General features: G+C 62.2%; 21 protein-coding genes and 7 tRNA genes. 24 read left to right on the forward strand and 4 right to left on the reverse strand.

Annotated features, from left to right (window positions below; genetic code table 11):
• The first annotated feature begins 36 nt into the window (after positions 1 to 36).
• The 5 genes from ACF8FG_RS02295 to ACF8FG_RS02315 all read left to right on the forward strand — a co-directional run bounded on the left by ACF8FG_RS02295 (position 37) and on the right by ACF8FG_RS02315 (position 3,725).
• The gene (locus ACF8FG_RS02295) at positions 37 to 672 is read left to right on the forward strand and encodes a TetR/AcrR family transcriptional regulator (RefSeq protein ID WP_014591919.1); all 636 of its coding nucleotides are present in this window, start codon (positions 37 to 39) and stop codon (positions 670 to 672) included.
• A 155-nt stretch (positions 673 to 827) separates the two neighbouring features.
• On the forward strand, positions 828 to 1,796 hold the full coding sequence (locus ACF8FG_RS02300; protein WP_014591918.1) for a GTP 3',8-cyclase MoaA: 969 nt from the start codon (positions 828 to 830) through the stop codon (positions 1,794 to 1,796).
• Between the two features lie 66 nt (positions 1,797 to 1,862).
• Positions 1,863 to 2,468, forward strand: a complete 606-nt coding sequence (locus tag ACF8FG_RS02305) for a DUF4823 domain-containing protein (RefSeq protein WP_010952988.1) — start codon at positions 1,863 to 1,865, stop codon at positions 2,466 to 2,468.
• A gap of 10 nt (positions 2,469 to 2,478) precedes the next feature.
• On the forward strand, positions 2,479 to 3,039 hold the full coding sequence (locus ACF8FG_RS02310; RefSeq protein ID WP_014591917.1) for a DUF1285 domain-containing protein: 561 nt from the start codon (positions 2,479 to 2,481) through the stop codon (positions 3,037 to 3,039).
• Positions 3,040 to 3,323: 284 nt separating this feature from the next.
• Positions 3,324 to 3,725: a cupin domain-containing protein gene (locus tag ACF8FG_RS02315; protein WP_012053285.1), complete on the forward strand. Its 402-nt coding sequence runs from the start codon at positions 3,324 to 3,326 to the stop codon at positions 3,723 to 3,725.
• 58 nt (positions 3,726 to 3,783) lie between these two features.
• Here ACF8FG_RS02315 and ACF8FG_RS02320 read toward each other — a convergent pair.
• Positions 3,784 to 3,859: transfer RNA gene (locus tag ACF8FG_RS02320), tRNA-Asn, on the reverse strand.
• A gap of 62 nt (positions 3,860 to 3,921) precedes the next feature.
• Positions 3,922 to 5,118, reverse strand: a complete 1,197-nt coding sequence (locus ACF8FG_RS02325; RefSeq protein ID WP_010952990.1) for an amino acid aminotransferase — start codon at positions 5,116 to 5,118, stop codon at positions 3,922 to 3,924.
• 285 nt (positions 5,119 to 5,403) lie between these two features.
• On the opposite strand from ACF8FG_RS02325, the gene uvrB reads away from it, so the two are divergent.
• From uvrB to ACF8FG_RS02390, 13 genes are all read left to right on the forward strand, one after another.
• On the forward strand, positions 5,404 to 7,419 hold the full coding sequence (gene uvrB, locus ACF8FG_RS02330) for an excinuclease ABC subunit UvrB (RefSeq protein WP_019437399.1): 2,016 nt from the start codon (positions 5,404 to 5,406) through the stop codon (positions 7,417 to 7,419).
• A 205-nt stretch (positions 7,420 to 7,624) separates the two neighbouring features.
• Positions 7,625 to 9,106 carry a glutamate--tRNA ligase gene (gene gltX / locus ACF8FG_RS02335; protein ID WP_010952995.1) on the forward strand — a complete coding sequence of 494 codons (1,482 nt, stop codon included), beginning with the start codon at positions 7,625 to 7,627 and terminating at the stop codon, positions 9,104 to 9,106.
• 345 nt (positions 9,107 to 9,451) lie between these two features.
• Positions 9,452 to 9,527: transfer RNA gene (locus ACF8FG_RS02340), tRNA-Ala, on the forward strand.
• Between the two features lie 72 nt (positions 9,528 to 9,599).
• A tRNA-Glu gene (locus tag ACF8FG_RS02345) sits at positions 9,600 to 9,675 on the forward strand.
• A gap of 51 nt (positions 9,676 to 9,726) precedes the next feature.
• Positions 9,727 to 9,802 (forward strand) — tRNA-Ala (locus ACF8FG_RS02350).
• 42 nt (positions 9,803 to 9,844) lie between these two features.
• Positions 9,845 to 9,920, forward strand: a tRNA-Glu gene (locus tag ACF8FG_RS02355).
• 61 nt (positions 9,921 to 9,981) lie between these two features.
• A tRNA-Ala gene (locus tag ACF8FG_RS02360) sits at positions 9,982 to 10,057 on the forward strand.
• Between the two features lie 42 nt (positions 10,058 to 10,099).
• Positions 10,100 to 10,175, forward strand: a tRNA-Glu gene (locus ACF8FG_RS02365).
• A gap of 168 nt (positions 10,176 to 10,343) precedes the next feature.
• Complete coding sequence (locus ACF8FG_RS02370; RefSeq protein ID WP_014591915.1) at positions 10,344 to 10,883, forward strand: TetR/AcrR family transcriptional regulator; 540 nt, start codon at positions 10,344 to 10,346, stop codon at positions 10,881 to 10,883.
• Between the two features lie 15 nt (positions 10,884 to 10,898).
• A complete protein-coding gene (locus ACF8FG_RS02375; protein ID WP_014591914.1) occupies positions 10,899 to 11,780 on the forward strand; it encodes an alpha/beta fold hydrolase in 882 nt (293 codons plus the stop codon).
• A gap of 104 nt (positions 11,781 to 11,884) precedes the next feature.
• Positions 11,885 to 12,319, forward strand: coding sequence for a thioesterase family protein (locus ACF8FG_RS02380; RefSeq protein WP_014591913.1), 435 nt, complete (start codon positions 11,885 to 11,887; stop codon positions 12,317 to 12,319).
• A gap of 50 nt (positions 12,320 to 12,369) precedes the next feature.
• Positions 12,370 to 13,341, forward strand: coding sequence for a tRNA-dihydrouridine synthase (locus ACF8FG_RS02385; RefSeq protein ID WP_014591912.1), 972 nt, complete (start codon positions 12,370 to 12,372; stop codon positions 13,339 to 13,341).
• A 490-nt stretch (positions 13,342 to 13,831) separates the two neighbouring features.
• The gene (locus ACF8FG_RS02390; RefSeq protein WP_019437397.1) at positions 13,832 to 14,275 is read left to right on the forward strand and encodes an Hsp20 family protein; all 444 of its coding nucleotides are present in this window, start codon (positions 13,832 to 13,834) and stop codon (positions 14,273 to 14,275) included.
• A gap of 88 nt (positions 14,276 to 14,363) precedes the next feature.
• On the opposite strand, the gene ACF8FG_RS02395 is transcribed toward ACF8FG_RS02390, so the two are convergent.
• The gene (locus ACF8FG_RS02395; RefSeq protein ID WP_014591911.1) at positions 14,364 to 17,660 is read right to left on the reverse strand and encodes a bifunctional diguanylate cyclase/phosphodiesterase; all 3,297 of its coding nucleotides are present in this window, start codon (positions 17,658 to 17,660) and stop codon (positions 14,364 to 14,366) included.
• A 61-nt stretch (positions 17,661 to 17,721) separates the two neighbouring features.
• The gene (locus ACF8FG_RS02400; protein ID WP_014591910.1) at positions 17,722 to 18,600 is read right to left on the reverse strand and encodes a LysR family transcriptional regulator; all 879 of its coding nucleotides are present in this window, start codon (positions 18,598 to 18,600) and stop codon (positions 17,722 to 17,724) included.
• A gap of 131 nt (positions 18,601 to 18,731) precedes the next feature.
• Between ACF8FG_RS02400 and leuC the strand changes: the two genes are divergently transcribed.
• From leuC to ACF8FG_RS02430, 6 genes are all read left to right on the forward strand, one after another.
• Positions 18,732 to 20,165, forward strand: a complete 1,434-nt coding sequence (leuC, locus tag ACF8FG_RS02405) for a 3-isopropylmalate dehydratase large subunit (RefSeq protein WP_010953002.1) — start codon at positions 18,732 to 18,734, stop codon at positions 20,163 to 20,165.
• A complete protein-coding gene (gene leuD / locus ACF8FG_RS02410; protein ID WP_014591909.1) occupies positions 20,162 to 20,806 on the forward strand; it encodes a 3-isopropylmalate dehydratase small subunit in 645 nt (214 codons plus the stop codon). Before leuC ends, leuD begins: the two co-directional genes overlap by 4 nt.
• A gap of 118 nt (positions 20,807 to 20,924) precedes the next feature.
• The gene (locus tag ACF8FG_RS02415; RefSeq protein ID WP_318081765.1) at positions 20,925 to 21,689 is read left to right on the forward strand and encodes a methyltransferase domain-containing protein; all 765 of its coding nucleotides are present in this window, start codon (positions 20,925 to 20,927) and stop codon (positions 21,687 to 21,689) included.
• 54 nt (positions 21,690 to 21,743) lie between these two features.
• On the forward strand, positions 21,744 to 22,826 hold the full coding sequence (gene leuB / locus ACF8FG_RS02420; protein ID WP_003247194.1) for a 3-isopropylmalate dehydrogenase: 1,083 nt from the start codon (positions 21,744 to 21,746) through the stop codon (positions 22,824 to 22,826).
• Positions 22,827 to 22,889: 63 nt separating this feature from the next.
• The gene (asd, locus tag ACF8FG_RS02425; RefSeq protein ID WP_003247195.1) at positions 22,890 to 24,002 is read left to right on the forward strand and encodes an aspartate-semialdehyde dehydrogenase; all 1,113 of its coding nucleotides are present in this window, start codon (positions 22,890 to 22,892) and stop codon (positions 24,000 to 24,002) included.
• Between the two features lie 382 nt (positions 24,003 to 24,384).
• A partial coding sequence (locus ACF8FG_RS02430; protein ID WP_392518597.1) for a transposase occupies positions 24,385 to 24,569 on the forward strand: 185 nt, incomplete at its 3' end.

A 24,569-nucleotide genomic window follows, 5' to 3' on the forward strand; every position in this document is an offset into this window, starting at 1 on the left:
ATAATAAACCGCTTCGATTGTCATCCAGTCCTTCCCATGCAGAAAGAACCTCGTAAGGTCCGTGAGTTTCGCCGTCGCGAACAGGAAATCCTCGATACCGCGCTCAAGCTGTTTCTCGAGCAAGGTGAAGACAGCGTCACCGTCGAGATGATCGCCGACGCCGTGGGCATCGGCAAAGGCACGATCTACAAGCACTTCAAGTCCAAGGCGGAGATCTACCTGCGCCTGATGCTCGACTACGAGCGTGACCTGAACGAGCTGTTGCACTCGGCCGACGTCGACCGTGACAAGGAAGCGCTGTCGCGCGCCTACTTCGAGTTCCGCATGCGCGATCCGCAACGCTACCGGCTGTTCGACCGCCTTGAAGAAAAGGTGGTCAAGGGCAATCAGGTGCCGGAAATGGTCGAGCAGCTGCACAGCATCCGTGCCTCCAACTTCGACCGCCTGACTCAGCTGATCAAGGGCCGTATCAGCGAAGGCAAGCTCGAAGACGTGCCGCCGTATTTCCACTACTGCGCTGCCTGGGCTCTGGTGCACGGCGCTGTGGCGCTGTACCACTCGCCGTTCTGGAGCAACGTGCTGGAAGACCAGGAAGGCTTCTTCCAGTTCCTGATGGACATTGGCGTGCGTATGGGCAACAAGCGCAAGCGCGACCCGGAACCCTCAAGCTGAGCATTTAGCGAAACTGCGTCGTGCGTCCTCTGCGCGGCAGTGCAGCCCGAAGCGTTGGCTATCGTTTGGAAATTCGGCATTGCGCATTGGGGCTTGCAAAAACCTGATTTATGAGTCAGGTTTTGCCGGCCCCTTCATCCATGCCGGAGTCATTCATGATTGTCGATCGTCAAGGCAGGCGGTTTCGCAACCTGCGCGTCAGCCTGACGGCTGCCTGCAACTACGCCTGTACCTACTGCGTACCTGACGGAAAGCGGCTGGTGGCGGCGCAGGACGAGCTGTCGGCGGATGCCTTGGCCCGTGGCGTGGCCTATCTGATCGAAGCCGCCGGCATCGAGCGCCTGCGGATTACTGGCGGTGAGCCACTGGTCAGCCCGCGCCTGGATGCCTTTCTGGCTGCCGTGGCCAAACTCGACCTTGATGACGTCTCGCTGACCACCAACGGCCAGTTGCTGGCGCGCAAGTTGCCGCAACTGCAGGCGGCTGGGATTCGTCGGCTGAACGTTTCCCTCGACACCCTCGACCCGCTGGCGTTCCGCCAGATTGCCCGTGGCGGCGACCTGGGCACTGTGCTGGATGCAATGGAGCAGGCCAGCGCTCTGGGTATGCGAATCAAGGTAAACATGGTGCCGATGCGGGGGAAAAACCTTGATCAGGTACTGCCGCTGCTGGATTACTGCCTCGCGCGCGGCTTCGAGCTGCGCTTCATCGAGCTGATGCGCATGGGCCACCTTTCTCACGATCGCAACGCCTTCCTCCAGCAGTTTGTAGGCCTCGACCAGCTGCTTGCGCTGATCGGCGGCCAGCATACCTACGCCCAAGTGAATGCGCCGCTGGATGCCACTGCCATGCGTTACCACATCCCCGGCAGGGGCCACTTCGGCGTCATTGCCAACGAAAGCGTTCCGTTTTGCCGTACCTGCTCGCGGCTGCGCCTGTCTTCTACGGGCTGGCTGCATGGCTGCCTGTCGTCAGGTAACCGGCACTTCGTCGGCGACCTGCTGGAAAAACCACGTCATCAGGCGCTGCCGGCCTTGCAGCGGTTGTTGGTCAAGGCTTTGGCTGACAAGCAAGACGTAGCCTTTTCTGGCGGCGTGACAGTCATGAAAGTGATCGGTGGCTGAAGCTGGCGCAAAAGCTGCATCCGCCGGCTATTCGCCGGTTTTTCGTCGCCGGCCACTGGAGGAAAGATGCGTAGCCTGGTCTTGCTGCTGGCGCTGATGGCGCTGGGCGGCTGCATGAATGTCAGCGATATGGGCGAAGGCGTCCGCTATCACATGAGCGATGCCGGTCTGCTGGACCACAGCGAAACCCGTCGCACCTTGTCGATCCGCCTGCAGCCTGATTCGTTCATCTTCATTGGCCAGGGTGCGTTCGTGCCGCCGGGCGAGGGGCCGGTGCCTCGGCAGAATGCAGTGGCCCAGCAGGCCTTCAAGAGCTTCGTCGAATACTTCCCGATGGTACGTCGCGCCCAGGGCCCGCTGGGCCTCGAAGAGGCCATCGCCCAGGCGCGTTCGGTGGGTGCGGACTACGTGTTGTACACGCGCTTCGCACGTACCGACGATCGCATCGGCAATGGTGACGAGTGGTATGACGAGCAGGCCGTCGACCGCTTGGGCTGGGACACTGGCGTGGTGCAGATGATGCTGATCGAAACCAGTACCCGCTACCTGATCGACACCGCACGCATCAAGAGCCGTGGCGGTTTGTTGACGTTCCACGACAACACCCCGGAGGATTTGCTTGGTGCGCCGATGCGCGAGTACGCTCGTAGCCTTCTGGGCATGAGTGAGTGAGGCAAGCGTGATGAGCGACTCCGGCAAGGCCAATGACCTTCTGGCACAGATCCCCAAGGCCAAGGGGCTGCCGCCGGTGCACCTGTGGAACCCGGATTTCTGTGGTGACATCGACATGCGCATCGCCCGCGACGGCACCTGGTATTACCTGGGTACGCCGATCGGGCGCAAGCCGATGGTGCGGCTGTTTTCTACCATCATTCGCCGCGACGGCGATGACTACTTCCTGATTACGCCGGTAGAGAAGGTCGGCATTCGTGTTGACGATGCGCCATTCGTGGCCGTGTTGCTGGAAGTGCAGGACGAAGGCGAACAGCAGGTGCTGCGCTTTACCAGCAATGTCGAGGACCAGGTCGAGGCGGGGCCGGATAACCCCCTGCGGGTAGTGATCGACCCGGTGACGCAGGAGCCATCACCGTATGTGCTGATGCGCAGCAACCTGGAGGCGCTGATACATCGCAATGTGTTTTACCAGCTGGTGGAGCTGGCGGTGCCGCGTGTGATCGATGGTGAGGAATGGCTTGGGGTGTGGAGCAAGGGGGCGTTTTACCCGATCGGGCGCAGTGGCTGAGGCCTATGTTAGCGATGCCGGCCTCTTCGCCGGTAAACCCGCGAAAGGGCCGGGCCTGCTGGCCAATCTCCACCCTTCGTTCACCATTGCCGCCGCCACCGTATTCGCGGGTAAACCCGCTCCTACACACGCATTGAGGGCGGCACAGGCCGTTGTAGGAGCGGGTTCACCCGCGAAAAGGCCGGTACAGGCGAAAATCGGCCCCCTGCTTTTCCCCCGGATTGGCCATTTTTCTTCAGCCAGTCAGGGCCTAACCTGCAGGCACTAGTCCTCCAGGAAAGCTCATGAATCCACTAGCCATCATCCTCTTCGCGCTGCTCGCCGCCCAAACGCCCGCTTGGGCCCACGGTGATGTCGCCGACCAGGTCAGGGTCCTGCAACAACAGCAGCCCTCTAATGCCCCCGGCAAAACCGCCGTCATGCTCACCGTCAGCTACGCCCCGGGCGAGGCATCACCCGCGCATCAGCATCCGGGCGCAGTCATGGCTTACGTCCTGGAAGGGGCGGTGGTATCGAAGCTCAACAGCGAGCAGGAAAAGACCTACAAGGCCGGCGATTATTGGTACGAGGCGCCGGGCACCGTGCACAGCGTTTCACGCAACGCCAGCAAAACCCAGCCGGCCAGTTTGCTGGTCTGGAGCCTGGTGGACGAGGGCAAGCCAGTGACCGAGGTGCTTGGCCAATAATTCCAGCGCAACGAAAAAGCCCCCGGTTGCTTACGCAACACGGGGGCTTTTCAATGTCTGGCTCCGCGACCTGGACTCGAACCAGGGACCCAATGATTAACAGTCATTTGCTCTACCGACTGAGCTATCGCGGAATCTGCGCGTATCTTACTGATTGCCTGGGAGAAGTCAACCCACCCCCAGGCAAAACAATGAGTTACAGCACTTCCACGATCGCTTTGGTCACCACGTGGATGTTGCTCTGGTTCAGCGCGGCCACCGCGATACGGCCGGTGTCCAGGGCATAGATGCCGAAGTCGTTCTTCAGGCGGGTGACCTGTTCAACGGTCAGGCCCGAGTAGGAGAACATGCCGACCTGGCGGCCAACGAAGCTGAAGTCGCGGTTGGCACCGTATTCGGCCAGCAGCGATACCATCTGCTTGCGCATGCCGTGGATGCGCTCGCGCATTTCGGCCAGTTCGGTTTCCCACATCTGGCGCAGTTCTGCGCTGTTCAGCACGGTGGCAACAATGGTTGCGCCGTGGGTTGGCGGGTTGGAGTAGGTGGTGCGGATCACGCGCTTGACCTGCGACAGCACGCGGGTGCTCTCGTCCTTGGAGGCGGTGACGATCGACAGTGCGCCGACGCGCTCGCCGTACAGCGAGAACGATTTGGAGAACGAGCTGGAAACGAAGAATTCCAGGCCCGACTCGGCGAACAGGCGCACGGCGAAGGCGTCTTCGGCGATACCGTCACCAAAGCCTTGGTAGGCCATGTCGAGGAACGGCACGTGGCCCTTGGCCTTGACCACTTCCAGGACGTTCTTCCAGTCGTCCAGGTTCAGGTCGACACCGGTCGGGTTGTGGCAGCAGGCGTGCAGCACCACGATCGAACCGGATGGCAGGGCGTTGAGGTCTTCGAGCATGCCCGCGCGGTTGACGTCGTTGGTCGGCGCATCGTAGTAGCGGTAGGTCTGCACCGGGAAGCCGGCCGATTCGAACAGCGCACGGTGGTTTTCCCAGCTAGGGTCGCTGATGGCAACCACGGCATTGGGCGAGAGGCGCTTGAGGAAGTCGGCACCGATCTTCAGCGCGCCGGTACCACCGACGGCCTGCACGGTGACCACGCGGCCGGCGGCCAGCAGTGGCGACTCGGCGCCGAACAGCAGCTTCTGCACAGCCTGGTCGTAGGTGGCGATGCCGTCGATCGGCAGGTAGCCGCGCGAAGCGTGCTGGGCGGCACGCTGGGTTTCGGCTTCGATCACGGCGCGCAGCAGCGGAATGCGGCCTTCCTCATTGCAGTACACGCCTACGCCCAGGTTGACCTTGTCGGTACGTGGGTCGGCGTTGAATGCTTCGTTGAGGCCCAGAATAGGGTCGCGGGGTGCCAGCTCGACAGCGGAAAACAGGCTCATTGTTACCTTGGCTCTGATTGGAGTGTGATAGGGCGTACACGCTCCAGCCGAATGCACTGAAGCGGTGCACAAACGGGGAGTCAGTATAGTGATACCGACCGGTCACCGCGACACTCTGGCGCAGCTTTTGGGGCTATTTGCGCAAATATTTTTCGACCATTGGTCTAAATGCCGTGTCCACCGTTGCATGCGCCCACACCTGTGCCTTTGAAAGCGCCCCCGAACGCGCGCATTTGGGTATAGACTACTGGCTAAATTTACAGCTGCTGCACCGCGAGGTCCTTCATGTCCGAGTTCCAGCTCGTCACACGTTTCCAGCCGGCCGGCGACCAGCCCGAGGCTATCCGCCAGTTGGTCGAAGGCATTGAGGCGGGGCTGTCACACCAGACGTTGCTCGGGGTGACCGGTTCGGGCAAGACCTTCAGCATTGCCAACGTCATCCAGCAGGTGCAGCGGCCAACGCTGGTGCTGGCGCCCAACAAGACGCTGGCCGCCCAGTTGTACGGGGAGTTCAAGGCATTCTTCCCCAACAACGCGGTGGAGTACTTCGTTTCCTATTACGACTACTACCAGCCGGAAGCCTACGTGCCGTCGTCAGACACCTTCATCGAGAAGGACGCCTCGATCAACGACCACATCGAGCAGATGCGCCTGTCGGCGACCAAGGCGCTGCTGGAGCGGCGTGACGCGATCATCGTGACCACTGTGTCGTGCATCTACGGCCTGGGCAGCCCCGAGACCTACCTGAAAATGGTCCTGCACGTGGACCGTGGCGACAAGCTCGACCAGCGCGCGCTGCTGCGCCGCCTGGCCGACCTGCAGTACACCCGCAATGAAATGGACTTTGCCCGCGCCACCTTCCGGGTACGCGGCGACGTGATCGACATCTTCCCGGCCGAATCGGATCTGGAAGCCATCCGCATCGAGCTGTTCGACGATGAAGTCGAGAACATCGCCGCCTTCGATCCGTTGACCGGCGAGGTTTTCCGCAAGTTGCCACGCTTCACTTTCTACCCCAAGAGCCACTACGTCACCCCGCGGGAAACCCTGCTGGAAGCGGTGGAGGGCATCAAGGAAGAACTGAAGGAGCGTCTGGAATACCTGCACAAGGCCAACAAGCTGGTCGAAGCGCAGCGTCTGGAGCAACGCACCCGCTTCGATCTGGAGATGATCCTCGAGCTGGGCTACTGCAACGGCATCGAAAACTACTCGCGCTACCTGTCCGGGCGCCCGGCCGGGGCGCCGCCGCCCACCCTGTACGATTACCTGCCGCCCGATGCGCTGTTGGTGATCGACGAATCACACGTCAGCGTTCCGCAGGTCGGCGCCATGTACAAGGGCGACCGTTCACGCAAGGAGACCCTGGTCGAGTACGGCTTCCGCATGCCTTCAGCGCTGGACAACCGGCCGATGCGTTTCGACGAGTGGGAGGATGTCAGCCCGCAGACCATTTTTGTTTCGGCCACTCCGGGCCCCTACGAGGCTGAGCATGCCGGGCGCGTGGTGGAGCAAGTGGTGCGCCCGACCGGGCTGGTCGACCCGCAGGTAGAGGTGCGCCCGGCGCTGACCCAGGTCGACGACCTGCTGTCCGAGATCCGCAAGCGTGTCGCGGCAGGCGAGCGAGTGCTGGCGACCACGTTGACCAAACGCATGGCCGAGGACCTCAGCGATTACCTGGCCGACCACGACGTGCGGGTACGCTACCTGCACTCGGACATCGATACGGTAGAGCGGGTGGAGATTATCCGCGACCTGCGCCTGGGCACCTTCGACGTGCTTGTGGGCATCAACCTGCTGCGCGAGGGCCTGGACATGCCCGAGGTGTCGCTGGTGGCCATTCTCGATGCGGACAAGGAAGGTTTTCTGCGTTCCGAGCGCTCCCTGATCCAGACCATTGGCCGCGCGGCACGTAACCTCAATGGCCGGGCCATCCTGTATGCCGATAACGTAACAGGCTCGATGCAGCGGGCCATCGACGAAACCGAGCGTCGCCGCGAGAAGCAGATCGCCTTCAACGAAGCCAACGGTATCGTGCCCAAGGGCGTGGTCAAGGACATCACCGACATCATGGAAGGTGCCACCGTGCCCGGTGCGCGCAGCAAGAAGCGCAAGGGCATGGCCAAGGCGGCGGAGGAGAGCGCCCGTTACGAGGCCGAACTGCGTACGCCGGGCGAGATCACCAAGCGCATCAAGCAGCTGGAAGAGAAAATGATGCAGTTCGCCCGCGACCTGGAGTTCGAAGCTGCGGCGCAGTTGCGTGACGAGATTGCGCAACTGCGGGAGCGGTTGATTACCAGTTGACCCCTTTGTTGCCCATGAACGGTCAGAAAGTGGCCTGACTGGCCGCCACCTTGGCCTGGTCGGCGGGCTATCGTTCCATACATGTAAACAAATTTGACGGCGGCGCAGGGCCCGTCGACAAGTGACGTTCGCGCCATTGCTGGAGCCCGGTGCCCGCCTCCTGCTAACATCCCGCCTTTGTTTCATCTTTCGTTCGAGACTCTCCATGACCACCGTACGCACGCGTATTGCGCCATCGCCTACCGGCGACCCCCATGTCGGCACTGCCTACATCGCCCTGTTCAACTACTGCTTTGCCAAGCAGCACGGCGGTGAGTTCATCCTGCGCATCGAAGACACCGATCAGCTGCGCTCCACGCGTGAGTCGGAGCAACAGATCTTCGACGCCTTGCGCTGGCTTGGCATCGAATGGAACGAAGGCCCGGATGTCGGCGGCCCACATGGCCCTTACCGGCAGAGCGAGCGTGGCGAAATCTACGCCAAATACGCCAAGGAACTGGTAGACGCCGGCCACGCCTTCTATTGCTTCTGCACTGCCGAAGAGCTGGAGCAGATGCGTGCCGAGCAGCAGGCTCGCGGCGAAACCCCGCGTTACGATGGCCGTGCGTTGCTGATGAGCGCCGAAGAAGTGCAGCGCCGCCTGGATGCTGGCGAGCCGCACGTGATCCGCATGAAGGTGCCGAGCGAAGGGATCTGCGTGGTGCCGGACATGCTGCGCGGCGATGTCGAGATCCCGTGGGATCGCATGGACATGCAGGTACTGATGAAGAACGACGGCCTGCCGACGTACTTCCTGGCTAACGTAGTCGACGACCACCTGATGGGCATCACCCACGTGCTGCGTGGGGAAGAGTGGCTGCCATCGGCGCCCAAGCTGATCAAGCTGTACGAGTACTTCGGCTGGGAGCAGCCCAAGCTGTGCTACATGCCGCTGCTGCGCAATCCGGACAAATCCAAACTGTCCAAGCGCAAGAACCCGACCTCGGTCACCTTCTACGAGCGCATGGGCTTCATGCCTGAAGCGATGCTCAACTACCTTGGCCGCATGGGCTGGTCGATGCCTGACGAGCGCGAGAAGTTCTCGCTGGCCGAAATGGTCGAGCACTTCGACCTGTCACGTATCTCACTGGGCGGCCCGATCTTCGACATCGAGAAGCTGTCCTGGCTCAACGGCCAGTGGCTGCGCGAGCTGCCGGTAGAGGAGTTCGCCGCACGCCTGCAGAAATGGGCGTTCAACAGCGACTACATGATGAAGATTGCCCCGCACGTGCAAGGCAGGGTCGAAACCTTCAGCCAGGTTGCCCCGTTGGGCGGGTTCTTCTTCGAAGGCGCGCTCAAGCTGGACGCCAAGCTGTTCGAAAGCAAGAAACTGTCGGCCGACCAGGTGCGCCAGGTGATCCAGCTGATCCTGTGGAAGCTTGAAAGCCTGCGTCAGTGGGAAAAAGAGCGCATCACCGGTTGCATCCAGGCTGTGGTCGAAGCGCTGGAGTTGAAGCTGCGTGACGCCATGCCGCTGATGTTCGCCGCCATCACGGGCCAGGCCAGCTCGGTTTCGGTGCTGGACGCCATGGAAATCCTCGGCCCCGACCTGACGCGCTACCGCCTGCGCCAGGCCTTGGACCTGCTGGGTGGGGTGTCGAAGAAAGAAAACAAAGAATGGGAAAAGCTGTTGGCTTCCATTGCCTGACTGCGTTCCGAAGACCGCTGTTGAGCACTGTGGGAGCGTCCTTGTGTCGCGAAAGGACCGCAACGCGGTCCCACAATCTTTGACTCGACGCAAAACCGCCGGGGCCGCTTTGCGGCCCTTTCGCGACACAAGGCCGCTCCCACAGGCATTTCCCTGAGGGCCAAGTGGCCGGTTTGAGTGGAGCGGGGCGGTAAGTGATTGTTATCTGTGAAAAAATTTTTGAATATTTTTGAAAATTAGTTTGACAGCCCTGCAATCCGATCTTAATATGCGCCCCGTCCACAGCGATGAACGAAAACGAAGCGCCAGGCACCCAGCCAGCGATTCAGTTCAAAGCGACATTGTGGGGCTATAGCTCAGCTGGGAGAGCGCCTGCATGGCATGCAGGAGGTCAGCGGTTCGATCCCGCTTAGCTCCACCAAATTCCGCTTAGCAGCCGAGGCTGATAAGCAAGATCGGGTCCAGCAAACCGGTCTTGAAGGTAAGAAGGTTCGTCCCCTTCGTCTAGTGGCCTAGGACACCGCCCTTTCACGGCGGTAACAGGGGTTCGAGTCCCCTAGGGGACGCCAGTTTTACACAAGCGATGTTGTTATGTCGCTGGGCCGCGAGGCTAAAAATCCGGGGCTATAGCTCAGCTGGGAGAGCGCCTGCATGGCATGCAGGAGGTCAGCGGTTCGATCCCGCTTAGCTCCACCAATTTTGCCGCGGTTCGCGTTAGCGGATCGGCACGAAGGTTACGTCCCCTTCGTCTAGTGGCCTAGGACACCGCCCTTTCACGGCGGTAACAGGGGTTCGAGTCCCCTAGGGGACGCCACTTTTCCTGCGTTTTGCAGGGCTTTAAAAGGCTCGTCGATTATTGATGAGCCTTTTGTTTCGGGGCTATAGCTCAGCTGGGAGAGCGCCTGCATGGCATGCAGGAGGTCAGCGGTTCGATCCCGCTTAGCTCCACCATTTCTGCCAGGGTTCACGCAAGTGGATCTTCGCGAAGGTTACGTCCCCTTCGTCTAGTGGCCTAGGACACCGCCCTTTCACGGCGGTAACAGGGGTTCGAGTCCCCTAGGGGACGCCACGTTTACCCGCGTTTTGCGGGACTTTAAAGGCTCATTCGCTTATTGAATGGGCCTTTTGTTTTTTCCCTCCCAACATTTTCCTCCGACAAGCGGCTGCCGATTTTGCTTGCCAAAAAATATGATGAGAATAATATTTCGATCATCATATTTTGTTTGGTGTGTGCCAGATGAGCGACAAGAAGAGCAGAACCCGCGAACGCATTCTGGAGGCTGCGCGCAGTGCGCTGATCCAGCACGGCCCGGCCGAGCCCAGCGTCAGTCAGGTGATGGGGGCGGCAGGCCTGACCGTCGGCGGCTTCTATGCGCACTTCGACAGCAAGGACGAGCTGATGCTCGAAGCGTTCCGCCAGTTGTTGGGTGAGCGCCGTGCCTTGCTCGCCCAGGTCGACCCCAATCTCGATGGCGCCGGGCGGCGAGCGCTGGCCGGGGCCTTCTACCTCTCCCGTAAGCACCGTGACTGCGAAATACATGCTTGCCCGCTGCCTAACGCGTTGGGCGAAATGCAGCGCCTGCCGGAGGTCTTCCGTGAGGTGCTGGCCGAGCACATCGAGTTGATGACTGCCGCGATGGTCGACCGCCCTGAGGATGCCGACAAAGCGCTGGCCGACCTGGCCCTGATGGTGGGAGGGCTGGCGCTGGCCCGGGCCTTGGGGACCAGTGACCTGTCTGACCGTATTCTGCGCGCCGCCAAATCGGCGGTGCTTTAACCCTGGAGCATGGCGATGACCACCCTGAGCTGGATTCGCGGTGTCAATGGCACCTTGGGCCGTCTGGCCCCCGAGCATGTCGCGGGCAAGATGCGCCGTGCCTTCATGACCCCGCGCAACCTGCCGCCGCGGGATTGGGAGCTGCCTGTGCTGGCCAGCGCCGAGCGCATTACACTGCGCTTCGGCCTGTCTGCCTTGCGCTGGGGTCAAGGGCCGACCGTGCTGCTGATGCACGGTTGGGAAGGGCGCCCGACGCAATTTGCCGCCTTGATCGAGACCTTGGTTCAGGCAGGGCATACGGTGGTGTCGCTGGAAGGGCCTGGGCATGGTCGTTCGCCTGGCGAGCAAGCGAATGTGGTGCTGTTTGCCCGGGCGCTGCTTGAGGCTGCGGCTGAGTTGCCGCCCTTGCGTGCAGTCATTGGCCATTCCATGGGTGGGGCAAGCGTGCTGCTGGCTTTGCAGATGGGGCTGCGTACAGAGTCGGCTGTCAGCATTGCAGCGCCGGCGCGGTTGCTCGGTGTGTTGCGTGGTTTTGCCCATCGCCTGGGGCTGCCAGCACGGGCACGGGCAGCGTTCATTCGCCAGATCGAGCGCGATGTGGGCATGCAGATTGCGCGGCTGGATGTCACGGGTTACCAGCTGGAACTGCCAGGGCTGGTGGTGCATGCTTCCGATGATGCTCTCGTGCCCGCAGATGAGGCACATGTCATCCACAAGGCCTGGTTTGACAGCCGGCTGATGCTGCTGGACGAGGGTGGCCACCAGCGAGTTCTGGCCGACCCACGGCTGAGTGAAGCCGTGCTCGAATTGCTGGCTCGGGCTGAAGCGGTCAGTGTCGGGGCGCCTTCAGCCGCGAACATCGGCATCGCCGCCGGTGCCATCCACCGTGGTGTCTGATTCGCGGGCAAGCCCGCCCCTAAAACGACCGCCTCAGGCTCACAGGGGCTGGACATTGCCCCGCAGATCGCTGCTAAATCGCCTTTTGCGCCAAGGAAGCGAAAATGAGCTGGGACCTGGCAACACCCTTCGTCATCGACCTGCGCGTCGGCAGCGAGGACATCGACGGCCTTGGCCACGCCAACAATGCCGTCTACGTCACCTGGCTTGAGCGCTGCGCCTGGCGCCACTCCCAGCGTCTGGGGCTGGACCTGGCCGAGTACCGGCGCCTTGACCGGGCGATGGCTGTGGTGCGCCACGAAATCGACTACCTGGCCGCCGCCTATGTAGACGACGAACTGCAACTGGCCACCTGGATCATTGACTGGGACCAGCGCCTGCGCATGACGCGGCGGTTTCAGCTCAAGCGCCCGCGCGATGGTGTGACGCTGCTGCGCGCGCAAACCACCTTTGCCTGCATCGAGCTGTCCAGCGGCAAGCCCAGGCGCATGCCGGCGGAATTCGTCGAAGGTTACGGTCCGGCGCTGATCGGCGCCTGAGTCGCCGGCATTTTTGTTAAACTGCCGGCTTTTTCCGCTGAGACCCCGACATGCAAATTGCCCTGGCCCCCATGGAGGGGCTGGTCGACAACATCCTGCGCGACGTATTGACCCGTGTGGGCGGTATCGACTGGTGCGTCACCGAGTTCATTCGCGTGTGCGACCGCCTGCTGCCGGCGTCCTCGTTCGACAAGCTGGCGCCTGAACTGCGTCAGGGCGCGCGCACGGCTGCCGGTGTGCCCATGCGCGTGCAATTGCTGGGTTCGGACCCTGTATGCCTGGCGGAAAACGCCGCACTGGCTTGCGAGCTTGGGGCGCCGGTGATCGACCTGAACTTCGGTTGCCCGGCAAAAACGGTGAACAAGTCGCGCGGTGGTGCGGTACTGCTCAAAGAGCCGGAGTTGCTGCATGCCATTGTGCGTGAAGTGCGGCGGGCGGTGCCGGCGAATATCCCGGTGACCTCGAAGATGCGCCTGGGCTTCGACAGCCCCGACGGGGCACTGGAGTGCGCCACGGCGCTGGCCGAGGGCGGTTCGGCGCACCTGGTGGTGCACGCACGGACCAAGGTTGAGGGCTACAAGCCGCCAGCGCACTGGGAGTGGGTGGCGCGGGTGCAGGATGTGGTCAAGGTCCCGGTGTTTGCCAATGGCGAGATCTGGACGGTCGATGACTGGCGGCGTTGCCGCGAGGTCAGTGGCGCTGAAGACATCATGCTTGGGCGTGGGCTGGTATCGCGCCCGGACCTGGGCCTGCAGATTGCGGCGGCGCGGGACGGGCGCGACTATCAGCCGATGAGCTGGCATGACTTGTTGCCTCTGTTGCGTGAGTTCTGGCGCCAGGCCCAGGCCAAACTGTCGCCGCGTTATGCGCCGGGGCGGATGAAGCAGTGGCTGGCGATGCTGACTCGCAGTTACCCTGAAGCGGTGGTGTTGTTTGCCGAGTTGCGCCGGGAAGATGACTGCGCGCGGATCACTCGGTTGCTGGGGGTAGAGGCTCAAGCCTTGGAGGCTTGCGTCGCCTGAACAGGCCTCTGGTACTGCACCTGTAGGAGCGGGTTTACCCGCGAAAGGGCCGGCCCTGCTGGCCAATCCCCACCCGCCGTTCACCGATGCCGCCGCTACCGTATTCGCGGGTAAACCCGCTCCTACGCCGGATCGGGGGTAGACACAGGTCGGTGGCGGGGCACAGGCCGCCGTGTAGGAGCGGGTTTACCCGCGAAAGGGCCGGCCCTGCTGGCCAATTACCACCCGCCGTTCACCGTTGCCGCTGCTACCGTATTCGCGGGTAAACCCGCTCCTACGCCTGATCGAGGATGGACACAGGTCGGTGGCGGGCGCAGGCCGTCGTGTAGGAGCGGGTTTACCCGCGAAGAGGCCATCAAACCCCGTGCAAAAAACAAATTTTTTCTAACTACCCCTTGAAAGCATTTCCCTCGGCCATATCTTTTGAGTACGCGATGCCGAAGCCGGGTCGCGTAATGACTTACTTGCTGAATCTCAGGAGTTTATGACCATGACTACTGCTTTCTCTCTTGCTCCACTGTTCCGTCATTCCGTTGGTTTCGACCGTTTCAACGACCTGTTCGAATCCGCGGCACGTAACGAGGCCGGTAGCAGCTACCCGCCCTACAACGTGGAAAAGCATGGCGATGACCACTACCGCATCGTGGTTGCTGCAGCTGGTTTCCAGGAAGAGGACCTCGACCTGCAGGTCGAAAAAGGTGTCCTGACCGTGACCGGTGGCAAGCGCGACAATAGCGCCGCTGAAGTGACCTACCTGCACCAGGGTATCGCACAACGCGCCTTCAAGCTGTCGTTCCGCCTGGCAGATCACATCGAAGTGAAGGCCGCCGGCCTGGCCAATGGCCTGCTCAGCATCGACCTGCTGCGCATCGTGCCTGAAGAAGCCAAGGCCAAGCGCATTCCGATCAATGGCGAAAAACCAGCGCTGAACTGACCGCGCAGCACTGAAAAAGGGCACCTCCAGAGGTGCCCTTTTTCGTGCTTCTCACACGGTCCCGCGTAGGCGCGCGGCCGTCATGCGATCAGTAATCTGCCGGCGCCTCCAGCAACATCTGCCGAAACTCCAGCAACGGCAATGGCCGGCTGTGCAGATAACCCTGGTACAGATGGCACCCCAGCCGCTCGAGAAACGCCAGCTGTTCGGTCAGCTCTACCCCTTCGGCAATCACCGCCAGGTCCAGGCTGCGCGCCATGGCGACAATGGCGCGGACAATTTCTGCGTCGTTGGGGTCGACCGGTGCATCGCGTACGAAGCTTTGGTCAATTTTCAGCGCATCGACCGGCAGGCGCTTCAGGTAAGTCAGCGAGGAATAGCCGGTGCCGAAGTCATCCATGGCAAAACTCACCCCGTAGCGCTTCAGCTCGCGCATCTTGCTGATGGTGTCTTCCAGGTTCTGGATGACGATGCCTTCCGTGATTTCCAGCGTCAGCATCTGCCGCGGCAGGCGGTAATCGTCCAGGCTGCGCAGCACCCGCCCGACAAAGTCGTTCTGGCGGAACTGTCGCGGGCTTATGTTCACGCACAGGCTGAAATCATCAGCGTCGATCAACCCGTCGGTGAGCATGCGGGCGCAGGCGTCGCAGGCTTCGTCGAGAATCCAGCTGCCAACTTCAAGGATCAGGCCGCTTTCTTCCAGTACCTGAATGAACTGCGAGGGCGGTTGCTGGCCCAGAAGCGGGTGGTGCCAGCGCAGCAGTACTTCAGCACCGACAATGCGGTTGTCGCGGGCATCCACCTGCGGCTGGAAGTGCAGCGCCAGTTCGCCACGGGCCAGGGCCAGGCGCAGGTCGTTTTCCATGCGCAGGCGCTCGCTGGCGGCCTTCTGCATGGTGGTGTGGAACAGCTGTGTGGTGTTTCGACCGGAGTCCTTGGCCCGGTACAGGGCGATATCGGCACGCTTGAGCAGGTCGGCCGGTGTGGTGCCGTGGTCCGGGATCAGCGCCACGCCGATGCTGGGCGTTACTTGCAGGCGCTGGCCATCCAGTGACATTGGCTCGGCCAACAGTTCGCGCAGGGTGTCGGCCAGCTCGCGCACTTTCTCTTCCACGTGTTCGCGGCTCCCTTCCAGGCCGCTGAGCAGCACCACGAATTCGTCGCCCCCCAGACGCGCCACGGTGTCCTCCAGGCGCACGCTGGCCTCAAGGCGGGCGGTGATGATCTTCAGCACAGTGTCGCCCACCGGGTGGCCCAGCGAGTCGTTGATGTGCTTGAAGTGGTCGAGGTCGAGGAACAGCAGGGCGCCACGCAGGTTATGGCGCTTGAGCAGGGCGATCTGCTGGCTCAGGCGGTCCATCAGCAAGGCGCGGTTGGGCAGGTTGGTCAGCGGGTCGTGATAGGCCAGGTGGCGTATCTGCGCCTGGGCGTTCTTCAACTGGCTGACGTCGCGGGCGGTCAGCAGCAGGCAATCCACTTCGTTGAGGGTGATCGGTTCCACCGAAACCTCGACCGTGAGGATATCGCCACGCTTGTTGCGCCCGAGCATCTCGCGGTGGTGTACCCGGCCGCGCTCGCGCAACTCGGCCAGCAGCGCGCCGCGCTGCTTGTCGTCGGCCCAGATGCCGATCTCATACACCGTGTGGCCGATCACTTCATCAGTGCTGTAGCCGGTCAGGCGGCAGAAGCCGTCGTTGACCTCCAGGTAGCGGCCGCTGTGGCGTTCGGTGATGGTGATAGCGTCGGGACTGGAGTGGAAGGCCTTGGCGAACTTCTCCTCGCTGGACTTCAGCGCGGCTTCGGCGCGCTGTTGCTGGGTGATGTCGCGCAGGGTGGTCACGCTGCAGGGCTGGTCGTCGACGGTGATCAGGCGGCTGGAAATCACACAGGTCAGCGGGTCGCCGTTGCGGTGGTTGAGTACCACGGCGACGTTGCTCAAGGCCTGTTCGCGGATCACCTGCTCGATACGTTTCGCGCGCTCGACGGACTCGGCCCACAGGCCGATTTCCTCGGCGGTACGCCCAAGCACCTGCGCGCTGCTCCAGCCGAAGGTCTGGGTGAACGCCGGATTGATCTCGATGAACTGGCCAGTGTCCTGGCGGGTGACGCAGATCGGGTCGGGGCTGACCTGGAACAGGCTGGCAAACTTCTCTTCCGAGGCGCTCAGGCGCTGTTCGCGCTCCACCTGATCTGTAATGTCGAGCAAGGTGCCCGCCATGCGCAGGGGGGCGCCCTGGTCGTCGCGATACAGCCGCGCGCGGCTTTCGATGTAGCGTGAAGTGCCGTTTTCCAACTGTACCCGGTAGGTGATCTGATAGTTGCCGGCAGGCCCTTCGCGCAGGCTACGGTAGGCCTGTCGCATCGAGTTGCGCTCTTGCTCCGGCACACCTTCGAAGAACGCATCGAACGATTCATGAAAAGGGATGGGCGGCAAGCCATGCAGCTGCGCCGCGCGGGCTGAGCCGTAGAGCATGCCGCTTGGGATGTGCCAGTCCCAGGTGCCCAGTTGCGCCGAGTCCAGGGCCAGGTCCAGCCGCTCCTGGCTGTCCTTCAGGGCCTGCTCGGCACGCTTGCGTTCGGTGGTGTCGACGAATGTACTGATCAGGAAGGTCACGCCTTCCAGCTCGATGCCCTGGGTGCACAGGATGCCGTCATGCACCTTGCCGCTGGTCGCACGAAATTGCACCTCCATGATCAACGGGCCGCCGTTGGCGCAGGTCGACTCCATGATCTGGTGGCGCTGTTCGGGGTTGACCCACAGGCCCAGTTCCAGGCTGGTCTTGCCGATCACCTGACTGCCGGGCCAGCCGAACATGTTTTCGAAGTGCTGGTTGACCTCGAAGATCATGCCATCGTGGCGACGGGTCAGCAAAATGGCGTTGGGGCTCAGGTGGAACAGCGTGGCGAAGCGCTTTTCCGAATTGATCAGTGCTGTTTCCCGTTCGCGCTGGCGGGTGATCTCGCGGATCACGCCGATCATCTGCGGTCGGCCGTGCGGGTCGTGGGTCAGGCTGCCGTTGATCTCCAGCCAGTGCAGGCTGCCGTCCGGCCAGCGGATACGGTGGCGCATGGCTTGCTCCACCGGCTCGCCATTGACCACCGCCTGGAACACCTGGCGCGTGCGGGCGCGGTCCTCCTCGGGCAGCAGGTCGAGGTAATCGATATCGGCGGGCAGTGGCCGCTGTGGATCGAAACCGAACAGGGCCTGGGTGCCCCGCGACCAACTGACCCTGCCGCTTTCGATATCCCACAGCCAGGCACCCAGGCGCGCACCGTTGAGCGCTGCCAGCAGTTGTGGGGCGTTCTGCCAGGCCTGCTCGGACTCCTGGGGATCAGCTGCAGGTATGCGCGGCAGGCGCAAAAAGCGGTTTGCTGATTTGGGCATCGGTACCAGACCTTTGGCGTATGGCGTGTCCTTGGAATCGGAATAGCGGGCTGGCAGCCAGTCAGGTGGGCCCTGAGTGGCTGTCGAGCAGGGCCATGAAAGCCCTGGCCGCATTCGATAGCGTACGCTCCGTGTGCAGAATGTAGCCTAGCTGGCGCGACAGCTGTATGCCGGGCAAAACGATGGGTGCAACCTGTTCGTCGAGCATGGTGCGTGGCAGCACGCTCCAGGCCAGGCCGATCGACACCATCATCTTGATGGTTTCCAGGTAGTTGGTGCTCATGGCGATGTTCGGCGTCAGGCCCTGGCTTTCGAACAGGCGCTGGACAATATGGTGGGTAAAGGTATTGCCGCCGGGGAATACCGCCGGATGGCGGGCGATGTCAGCCAGGCTGACCGAATGGTTGTTGGCCAGCGGGTGCTCGGGGGCGGCGACAAAGTCCAGGGCGTCATCCCATACCGGCACGGCCTTGACCAAGTGGTGCGGCTCGGGCGCAAGGGTGATCACGGCGATTTCGGCACGGCCATGCAGAATCTCGTCGTAGGCCTGTTCCGAATCCATGAACTGAATATCCAGTGCCACTGCCGGGTACTGGCGGGTGAAAACCCGTAACAACGGGGGCAGGCGGTGCAGGCCGATGTGGTGGCTGGTGGCCAGGGTCAGGCGACCGCTCACGGCCCCGGTCAGATTGGTCAGCGCCCGTCGGGTATCATCCAGGACGTTGAGGATCTGGTAGGCCCGCGGCAGCAGTGCGCGCCCGGCTTCAGTCAGGGTCACCTCGCGGCCCAGGCGGTCGAACAGGCGCACGTCCAGTTGCTGCTCCAGGCCGGCGATGCGTTTGCTGATGGCCGGCTGGGTCAGGAACAGACGTTCGGCTGCGCCGGAAAAGCTGCCGGTTTCGGCAATGGCGATGAAGGCACTGAGGTTGGCCAGGTCCATGGTGTTGTATTCCTTTGGGTTATCCAAAGCATAAAAATTATGAATTTGAGTTATTCAATCTAACCCCCTAGCATCGTCCGTACAAGCCAAGGGGTCTTTGGCATAGAAAGACGCTGATGAGGAACAGTCTGATGGCTGGCAAAACGCTCTACGACAAACTCTGGGAAGCCCATGAGGTCAAGCGCCGTGATGACGGCTCGTCCTTGATCTACATCGACCGCCACATCATCCACGAAGTGACGTCGCCCCAGGCCTTCGAAGGCCTGCGCCTGGCCAACCGCAAGCCATGGCGTATCGACGCCAACATCGCCACACCTGACCACAACGTGCCGACCACGCCAGAGCGCAAGGGCGGTATCGAGGCGATCGTCGACCAGGTGTCGCGCCTGCAGGTGCAGACCCTCGACGAGAACTGTGACGAATACGGCATCGTCGAATTCAAGATGAACGACGAGCGCCAGGGCATCGTCCACGTCATCAGCCCGGAGCAGGGCGCCACCTTGCCGGGCATGACCGTGGTCTGCGGTGACTCGCACACCTCCACCCACGGCGCTTTCGGTGCCCTGGCCCACGGCATCGGCACCTCCGAGGTCGAGCACGTGCTCGCCACCCAGTGCCTGGTCGCCAAGAAGATGAAGAACATGCTGGTACGCGTGGAAGGCCAATTGCCGGCCGGCGTTACCGCCAAGGATATCGTGCTGGCCGTGATCGGCAAGATCGGCACCGCCGGTGGCAACGGTCACGCCATGGAATTCGCAGGCAGTGCCATTCGCGAATTGTCGATGGAAGGCCGCATGACCATCTGCAACATGTCCATCGAAGCCGGTGCCCGTGTGGGCCTGGTGGCGACCGATGCCACTACCGTTGCCTACGTCGAAGGGCGTCCTTACGCGCCGAAGGGCGAGCAGTGGAAGCAAGCGGTCGAGTCGTGGAAGGACCTGGTGTCGGATGACGATGCCGTATTCGACACTGTGGTCGAGCTGGATGCCAGCCAGATCAAGCCACAGGTCAGCTGGGGCACTTCGCCCGAAATGGTCCTGGCCGTCGACCAGCGTGTGCCAGACCCGGCTGCCGAGACCGACCTGGTCAAGCGTGGTTCGATCGAACGTGCCTTGAAGTACATGGGGCTGACCGCCAACCAGGCGATCACCGATATCAAGCTGGACCGTGTGTTCATCGGCTCGTGCACCAACTCACGAATCGAGGACCTGCGCGCTGCGGCGGAAATCGCCAAGGGCCGCAAGGTGGCCGCCAGCGTCAAGCAAGCCATCGTCGTGCCGGGTTCAGGTCTGGTCAAGGCCCAGGCCGAGCGTGAAGGCTTGGACAAGATCTTCCTCGAAGCCGGTTTCGAATGGCGTGAACCAGGCTGCTCGATGTGCCTGGCGATGAACCCGGACCGCCTGGAAAGCGGCGAGCACTGTGCGTCCACCTCCAACCGCAACTTCGAAGGCCGTCAGGGCGCCGGTGGCCGTACCCACCTGGTCAGTCCGGCCATGGCCGCCGCTGCTGCTGTAGCGGGCCACTTCATCGATGTTCGCGAGTTGATCCAAGGGAGCGCAGCATGAAAGCCTTTACCCAGCACACTGGCCTCGTCGCGCCGTTGGACCGTGCCAACGTCGACACCGACCAGATCATCCCCAAGCAGTTCTTGAAGTCGATCAAGCGCACCGGCTTCGGCCCGAACCTGTTCGACGAGTGGCGTTACCTGGACGTGGGTCAGCCCTACCAGGACAACAGCAAGCGCCCGGTCAACGAAGAGTTCGTGCTCAACCACGCGCGCTACCAGGGCGCCAGCGTGTTGCTGGCGCGGGAAAACTTTGGTTGTGGCTCCAGCCGTGAGCATGCCCCTTGGGCGCTGGATGAGTACGGCTTCCGCAGCATCATTGCGCCGAGCTTTGCCGACATTTTCTTCAACAACAGCTTCAAGAACGGCTTGCTGCCGATCATTCTGAACGATGAGGAAGTCGACGAGCTGTTCAAGCAGGTCGAAGCCAACCCGGGCTACCAGCTGACCATCGACCTGCAGGCGCAGGCTGTGACCCGCCCGGATGGCAAGGTGCTGCACTTCGAAATCGATGCGTTCCGCAAGCACTGCCTGCTCAACGGTCTGGACGATATCGGCCTGACCCTGCAGGACAGCGACGCGATCAAGGCCTTCGAAGCCAAGCACCGCGCCAGCCAGCCTTGGCTGTTCCGTGATGCCTGAAGTTCGTAGGTGACAGTGCGGGCCTCTTCGCTCCTACAGACAGTTACGCGGTCGTTGTAGGAGCGGGTTTGCCCGCGAAGAGGCCGGCACAGGCAACAAAAATCTAAAGGAACGAGACATGACCAGCACCCAGCACATCGATGTGGTCCAGCGCCAGTTCGGCGAGCAGGCCAGCGCCTACCTCAGCAGCACCGTGCACGCCCAAGGCAGTGAATTCGCCCTGCTGCAGGCTGAGCTGGCAGGGCAGGCCCATGCCCGCGTGCTGGACCTGGGCTGCGGTGCCGGTCATGTCAGCTTCCACGTCGCCCCGCTGGTTGCCGAAGTGGTCGCCTACGACCTCTCGCAGTCCATGCTCGACGTGGTCGCCAGCGCCGCCGCCGAACGCGGCCTGGCCAATATCACGACCGAACGCGGCGCTGCCGAACGCCTGCCGTTCGCCGACGCGTCGTTCGAGTTCGTCTTCAGCCGTTATTCGGCCCACCACTGGAGCGACCTGGGCCTGGCCCTTCGCGAGGTGCGCCGGGTGCTCAAGCCAGGTGGAGTGGCGGCGTTCATCGACGTGATGTCGCCGGGCAGCCCGCTGCTCGACACTTACCTGCAAACGGTCGAAGTGCTGCGCGACACCAGCCACGTGCGCGACTACTCCGCCGCCGAGTGGCAACGCCAGGTCAGCGAAGCCGGCCTGCACGTGCGCAGCCACACCCGCCAGCCGTTGCGCCTGGAGTGGAGCACCTGGGTTGAGCGCATGCGCACCCCCGAGCCGATGCGTGTGGCCATCCGCCAATTGCAGCAAGCCATGGGCGAAGAAGTACGGCAGTATTACCAGATCGAGGCCGACGGCTCGTTCAGCACCGATGTGCTGGTGTTGTGGGCCGAGCGTTAAGCACTTTTCGGTGGGGCCCGCTTGGCCACGCCGCGTGAATGGATAGAGGAAAGCATGAGCAAGCAGATTCTGATTCTCCCAGGTGACGGTATCGGCCCGGAAATCATGGCCGAGGCAGTCAAGGTACTGGAGTTGGCCAACGACAAGTTCCAGCTCGGCTTCAGCCTGGCGCACGACGTGATTGGCGGTGCCGCCATCGACAAACACGGTGTGCCGCTGGCCGACGAAACCCTGGAGCGTGCGCGCAAGGCCGATGCGGTGCTGCTGGGAGCTGTGGGCGGGCCGAAGTGGGACAAGATCGAGCGAGACATTCGCCCCGAGCGCGGCCTGCTGAAGATCCGCTCGCAACTGGGCCTGTTCGCCAACCTGCGCCCAGCCATCCTTTACCCGCAACTGGCCGATGCCTCGTCGCTGAAGCCGGAAATCGTATCGGGCCTGGACATCCTCATCGTCCGAGAGCTGACCGGCGGCATCTACTTCGGTGCCCCGCGTGGTCAGCGCGAGCTGGAAGGCGGCGAACGCCAGGCCTACGACACCCTGCCGTACAGCGAAAGCGAAGTGCGCCGCATTGCCCGTGTCGGCTTCGACATGGCCCGCGTGCGCGGCAAGAAGCTGTGCTCGGTGGACAAGGCCAACGTTCTGGCCTCCAGCCAGCTGTGGCGTGAGGTGGTCGAAGACGTGGCCAAGGACTACCCGGACGTGGAACTGAGCCACATGTACGTCGACAACGCTGCCATGCAGCTGGTGCGTGCCCCCAAACAGTTCGACGTGATGGTGACCGACAACATGTTCGGTGACATTCTGTCGGATGAAGCTTCCATGTTGACCGGTTCCATCGGCATGCTGCCGTCGGCGTCCCTGGATGCCGACAACAAGGGCATGTACGAGCCGTGCCACGGCTCGGCACCGGACATCGCTGGCCTTGGTATCGCCAACCCGCTGGCGACCATCCTGTCGGTGTCGATGATGTTGCGTTACAGCTTCAATCAGTCGGCTGCCGCCGAGGCGATCGAGAAGGCCGTGAGCCTGGTTCTGGACCAGGGGCTGCGTACCGGCGACATCTTCTCGGAAGGCTGCCGCAAAGTTGGTACGCAGGAAATGGGCGACGCAGTAGTCGCAGCGCTGCGGAATCTGTAATCTCTCTGGCCCGCCCCCCAAAATTCCCGGTGGCGGCCCACTTTTAGCAAAGGTGTAGTTGCGATGAAACGTGTAGGTCTGATCGGTTGGCGCGGTATGGTCGGTTCCGTGCTCATGCAGCGGATGCTGGAGGAGCAGGATTTCGACCTTATCGAGCCGGTGTTCTTCACTACCTCCAATGTTGGTGGCCAGGGTCCGAACGTGGGCAAGGATACAGCGCCCCTCAAGGACGCTTATTCGATTGAAGAACTCAAGACCCTCGACGTGATCCTGACCTGCCAGGGCGGCGACTACACCAACGAGGTCTTCCCCAAGCTGCGTGAAGCCGGCTGGCAGGGTTACTGGATCGACGCCGCTTCGTCCCTGCGCATGCAGGATGACGCGGTGATCATCCTTGATCCGGTCAACCGCAAGGTCATCGACCAGCAGCTGGACGCAGGTACCAAGAACTACATCGGTGGCAACTGCACCGTCAGCCTGATGCTGATGGGCCTGGGTGGCCTGTTCGAGGCCGGTCTGGTCGAGTGGATGAGCGCCATGACCTACCAGGCGGCTTCGGGTGCCGGTGCGCAGAACATGCGCGAACTGATCAAGCAGATGGGTGCTACCCACGCGGCAGTGGCCGATGACCTGGCCAACCCGGCCAGCGCCATTCTCGATATCGACCGCAAGGTTGCCGAGACCATGCGCAGCGAAGCGTTCCCGACCGAGAACTTCGGCGTGCCACTGGCGGGCAGCCTGATCCCGTGGATCGACAAGGAACTGCCGAACGGTCAGAGCCGCGAAGAGTGGAAGGCCCAGGCCGAAACCAACAAGATCCTTGGCCGCTTCAAGAGCCCGATCCCGGTCGATGGTATCTGTGTGCGCATCGGCGCCATGCGTTGCCACAGCCAGGCGCTGACCATCAAGCTGAACAAGGACGTGCCGATCGCCGACATCGAAGGCATGATCAGCCAGCACAACCCTTGGGTGAAGCTGGTGCCGAACCAGCGTGAAATCAGCATGCAGGAACTGACCCCGACCAAGGTCACCGGCACCCTGAACATCCCGGTTGGCCGCCTGCGCAAGCTGAACATGGGTTCACAGTACCTGGGCGCGTTCACCGTGGGTGACCAGCTGCTGTGGGGCGCCGCCGAACCGCTGCGCCGCATGTTGCGGATTCTGCTGGAGCGCTGATCGTTCAGGCTTTACCTGAAAAATACCGCACTGGTGACAGTGCGGTATTTTTTTGCCTTATACATTGGCGAAATGTCTGATCTGACAGAGTCCTTGCCCTTGCTTTTGCTTGTAAGTGCGCGATAGTTCAAGCGACGCAGATTGCGACTTCAGGAGGCCGAGCGCAGGGCTTGCGGAGGGAGGTGACGGGCATGGATGCCCGTCAAGCGCTGGGCCCCAGGATGGGGCCTGCAGCGCGGTCCTCCCGGGAGCAAGCCCGGAGCGAGGGGACCCCGGAGCGTAGCGCAGGGGTCGGATGATGGGAGCCGACGGTTTTTGTGGGCCTGCCCCGTGACAACGGACGCCAAGAAGCGATACTTACATCGCTATCTTGGAGGTTGTCATGTACCCAACCACTCGCCGCAATTACACCGATGAGTTCAAGATTCAGGCCGTTGCGCTGGCTGAAACGCTTGGCAGGACGGAAGCTGCTCGCCAGCTGGAGATGTCTGTGAAGACGTTGGACAACTGGGTCAACGCTTCCCGCAACGGCCAGCCGTTGAGCTCTCCTGACCGTCGCGCAATCAC

Origin of the sequence: Pseudomonas sp. YQ_6 (genome assembly GCF_043103245.1) — a bacterium.
GTDB classification, from domain to species: domain Bacteria; phylum Pseudomonadota; class Gammaproteobacteria; order Pseudomonadales; family Pseudomonadaceae; genus Aquipseudomonas; species Aquipseudomonas alloputida.